The sequence below is a fragment of the Amaricoccus sp. genome (assembly GCF_036846665.1).
Taxonomy (GTDB): domain Bacteria; phylum Pseudomonadota; class Alphaproteobacteria; order Rhodobacterales; family Rhodobacteraceae; genus Amaricoccus.
Genome location: NZ_DAIUBO010000307.1, coordinates 1 through 3,838 on the forward strand (window position 1 = coordinate 1; position 3,838 = coordinate 3,838).

Sequence of the window (3,838 nt, forward strand, 5' to 3'; positions counted from 1 at the left end):
GGACGGTGCGCAAAGCGCGCCGGCCCCGGGGAGGGCCGGCGCGGCCCGATCGACACCGGTCGATCGGGCAAGCGACGGAAGCCGATGGCGGGGTCGCGGGGCTCAGCCGCCCTGCCAGACCTTCAGGATCTCGCGGCCGGTCATCAGGTCGAGATGGGCGCCGCCGCCGTTCTTGAAGAGGGTGATCTCCTCGGCCGAGCGGCGGCCCGCGGCGCCCGCCACCAGGTCGTAGAGGTCGCCCAGCACGTCCTCGCGGGTGATGACGCCGCGCGCGAGCGGGTCCTTCAGCTCGCCGATATGTGCGAGCGTCGTCTCGAAACTGTCGACGAAGATGCGCGACCGGGTCAGCGCGCGGTCGTCGGCCTCGCGCATGTCGGCGCGATAGGCGCCGATCAGGTCGAGATGCTGGCCGGGCCGCAGCCATTCGCCCATCAGGACCGGCCGGGTGCTCATGGTCGCGGTGGCCACGATGTCGGCCGCGGCCACCGCGGCGGGCAGATCCTCGCTGCTCGCGGCGCCGGTCGCCTCGGCGAGCGCCCGCGCCGAGGCGGCGGTGCGGCTCCAGAGCGTGACCTCGATGCCGGGAAAGCCGGCGCGATAGGCCTCGATCAGCGAGGCGGCCACGGCGCCGGCGCCGATGATCAGGAGCCGGCGCGCGTCCCTGCGCGCCAGGAGCCGCGCGCCGAGCAGAGAATCCGCGGCGGTCTTCCAGCGCGTCACCAGATCGGAATCGATCACCGCGACGATGCGGCCGGTCGCGTCCTCGAAGAGCACCATCGCCCCCTGGACCGAGGGCAGGTCGCGCGCGGGATTGTCGGGCATCACCGTCACCGACTTGACCGCCACCCCCATGCCGTCGATCCAGGCGGCGCGGGAGAGCAGCGTGTCGGATCCGCGGGTCAGGAACTGGTCGGCGATCTCCGCGCGCGGGCCGCGGTGGCCCTCGGCCAGCGCCTCGGCCATGGCAACCCAGTCCAGCCGGCCTTCGACGTCCGCCTCGGTGATATAGGGGACCGAGGCCATCAGATGCCGACGGCGGCGATCGCCTGGGCGAGCGCGTCCATGCCGTCCCGCGGCAGGCCGGCGATGTTGATGCGCCCGGTGCCCACCATGTAGATGGCGTGCTCGTCGCGCAGGGCCTTGACCTTCTCCAGGGTGCCGCCGAGCTGGGTGAACATGCCGCGATGCGCGCCGATATAGTCGAAGCGGTCGGAATTTGTCTCGCGGCGCAGCGCGTCGGCCAGCGCCTGGCGCAGGGTCAGCATGTTCTGGCGCATGGATTCGAGCTCCGCCTTCCAATCGGCGGTCAGCGCCGCGTCGGAGAGGATCATCGCCACCACCTTGGCGCCGTGATCGGGCGGGAAGGAGAAGTTCAGGCGGTTGAGCGCGCCGAGATTGCCCTCGGCGACCTCGGCGCGTTCGGCCGTCTCGCCGACCACGAAGGCGGCGCCGACCCGGTCGCGGTAGAGGCCGAAGTTCTTCGAGCAGCTCGCCGCGAGCAGCGTCTCGGGCAGGGCCGCGGCCATGTGCCGCACCCCCGCCACATCCGGCTCCAGCCCGTCGCCGAAGCCCTGATAGGCGAGGTCGATCATCGGCACGATGCCGCGGGCGGCGAAATCCTGCGTCAGCGCCTGCCAATGCTCGAGGTCGAGATTGGCGCCGGTCGGGTTGTGGCAGCAGCCGTGCAGGATCACCACGTCGCCGGCCCTGGCAGCGGCGAGATCGGCCTGCATCGCCTCGAAATCCACCGCGCCGCTCGCCGCGTCGTAATAGCGGTAGGCGCTGGAGGCGAGCCCGAGATGGTCGAGGATCGCCGGGTGGTTCGGCCAGGTCGGGTCGGAATAGAACACCCGCGCCTCGGGCCGCGCGCGCCGGATCAGCTCGCCGAGCTGGTGCACCGCGCCGGTGCCGCCGGGGGTCTGGGCGCCGCCGATGCGCGCGGCCTCAACGCCCTCGCCGAAGATCAGGTCGCGCATCCCGGCCACGAAGGTGCGGTCGCCGGTCACCCCGAGATAGGTCTTGGTCTGCTGCTCCTCGACCAGCTGCCGCTCCGCCGCCTTGACCGCGCGCATGATCGGGGTGCGGCCCTCGGCGTCCTTGTAGACGCCGATGCCGAGATCGACCTTGCCCGCGCGCGGGTCGGCGGCGAAGAGGCCGATCAGCGCGATGATCTTGTCCGGGGCGGGGGCGGTGAGGGTCTCGAGCATGGGCTGTCCTTTCGCGGTCATGCGCCGATGGTGTCGCGGTCGCGGGTGAGCACCCGGCTGTGGGTCTCGCGGCGCACGGGCTCGAATCCCGCCCGCTGGTAGAGCGGCAGCGCGCGCGGATGGTCGAGCGAATTGGTGTTCACCGTCATGCGGCGCACGCCCTCCCGGTCCCAGGCCATGTGCACGGCGGTCTCGATCAGGAAGAGCCCGAGCCCCTGCCCGATCGCCTCCGGCACCAGGCCGAAATAGGCGAGATCGCAGATGCCCGGCTCGCGGCCGTCGAGGATGAAGAAGCCGTGCGGCCAGCCGGACCGCAGGAAGGTGTAGAGGGTCACCGCCGGATCGTGCAGGAAGGCCGTCAGCTCCGCCGGCGACTTCCGGTGTTGGTCGGTCCATTCGTGGTCGCGCCCGACCGCCCGGTAGAGGTCGAGGAAATACCAGCTCGGCGGCGCCTCGGCCGCGATCAGCGCCGAGGCGGGCCCGGTGGGCAGATGCGGGCGGGGATAGGCGGGGCGCAGGTCCATCTCGAGGAAGGTCACCACGTATTCCACGCGTTCGCCGGCCTTGTGGTTCATCCGCGTTCCACCTTCAGATCGGGATAGGCGCCCCATTCGGCCCAGGAGCCGTCGTAGAGCGCATGGCTGCGGTTGCCGAGGCGCTCGAGCGCGAGATTGAGAATGGCCGCGGTCACGCCGGAGCCGCAGGAGGTGATCACCGGCTTGTCCACGTCCACGCCGGCGGCCGCGAAGACCGCGCGCAGTTCCTCGGGGGATTTCATCGTGCCGTCGGCATTGAGCGCGGCCCCGAAGGGCACGTTGCGCGAGCCCGGGATCCGGCCCGAGCGCAGGCCGGGGCGCGGCTCGGCCACCTCGCCGCGGAAGCGTTCGGGCGCGCGGGCGTCGACGATCTGGGGCGAGCCGAGCTTGGTGCTGGCGGCGACCTGCGTCACGTCGCGCACCAGGCTCGCGTCGCGCCGGGCGGTGAAATGGCGGTCGCGGGCCACCGGCGCGGTATCCTCCACCGGCCGGCCCTCGGCGCGCCATTTCGGCAGGCCGCCGTCGAGCACCGCCACGTCCGCCTTGCCGAAGAGCCGGAAGAGCCACCAGACCCGTGCCGCGCTGAAGAGGCCGAGCGTGTCGTAGACCACCACGCGGTGGCCGTCGCCGATGCCCATGGCGCGCATCCGGGCGACGAATTTCTCGATCGGCGGCGCCATATGCGGCAGGCTCGACCGCGTGTCGGAGATCTCGTCGACGTCGAAGAACTGCGCGCCGGGGATATGGGCGGCGGCATATTCCGCCCGCGGGTCGCGGCCGGCGGCGGGCATGTGCCAGCTTGCGTCGAGCACGCGGACGTCGGGCGCGTCGAGATGCGCGGCCAGCCAGTCCGTCGAGACGAGAAGCTGCGGATCGCTGCCGTTCATTCCGCCCCCCCGTGCCCCCTTGCGACGGCCCCCCGAATACCGGCGAACGGCCAGCGGGGCAAGGGCCGGGCGGAGCGGTGAGATGCGGGGCGGGAGCGGCAGGGAGCGGGCTCGGGGCCACGGTATCGGATCCCAGACCTTCTTCTTCGGCCGCTCCGCTACGAGACGAGGGCAGCGCCCGGCCCGGCGGGTGCGGAGCGCCCGCGTC

At 72.1% G+C, this 3,838-nt stretch carries 4 protein-coding genes; all 4 read right to left on the minus strand.

Annotation, left to right across the window (positions count from 1 at the left end; genetic code table 11):
- Positions 1-102: 102 nt before the first annotated feature.
- Genes V7050_RS19260 through sseA form a run of 4 tightly spaced genes read right to left on the minus strand, consistent with a single transcriptional unit; the run spans position 103 to position 3,630 of the window.
- Positions 103-1,023, minus strand: a complete 921-nt coding sequence (locus V7050_RS19260) for an ornithine cyclodeaminase family protein (RefSeq protein WP_324370340.1) — start codon at positions 1,021-1,023, stop codon at positions 103-105.
- Entirely contained in the window at positions 1,023-2,207 is a 1,185-nt protein-coding gene (locus tag V7050_RS19265) for an amino acid aminotransferase (RefSeq protein ID WP_324370341.1), read from the minus strand. Before V7050_RS19265 ends, V7050_RS19260 begins: the two co-directional genes overlap by 1 nt.
- Before the next feature lie 17 nt (positions 2,208-2,224).
- On the minus strand, positions 2,225-2,782 hold the full coding sequence (locus V7050_RS19270; RefSeq protein ID WP_324370342.1) for a GNAT family N-acetyltransferase: 558 nt from the start codon (positions 2,780-2,782) through the stop codon (positions 2,225-2,227).
- A complete protein-coding gene (gene sseA / locus V7050_RS19275; RefSeq protein WP_324370344.1) occupies positions 2,779-3,630 on the minus strand; it encodes a 3-mercaptopyruvate sulfurtransferase in 852 nt (283 codons plus the stop codon). Before sseA ends, V7050_RS19270 begins: the two co-directional genes overlap by 4 nt.
- Between the last annotated feature and the right edge of the window lie 208 nt (positions 3,631-3,838).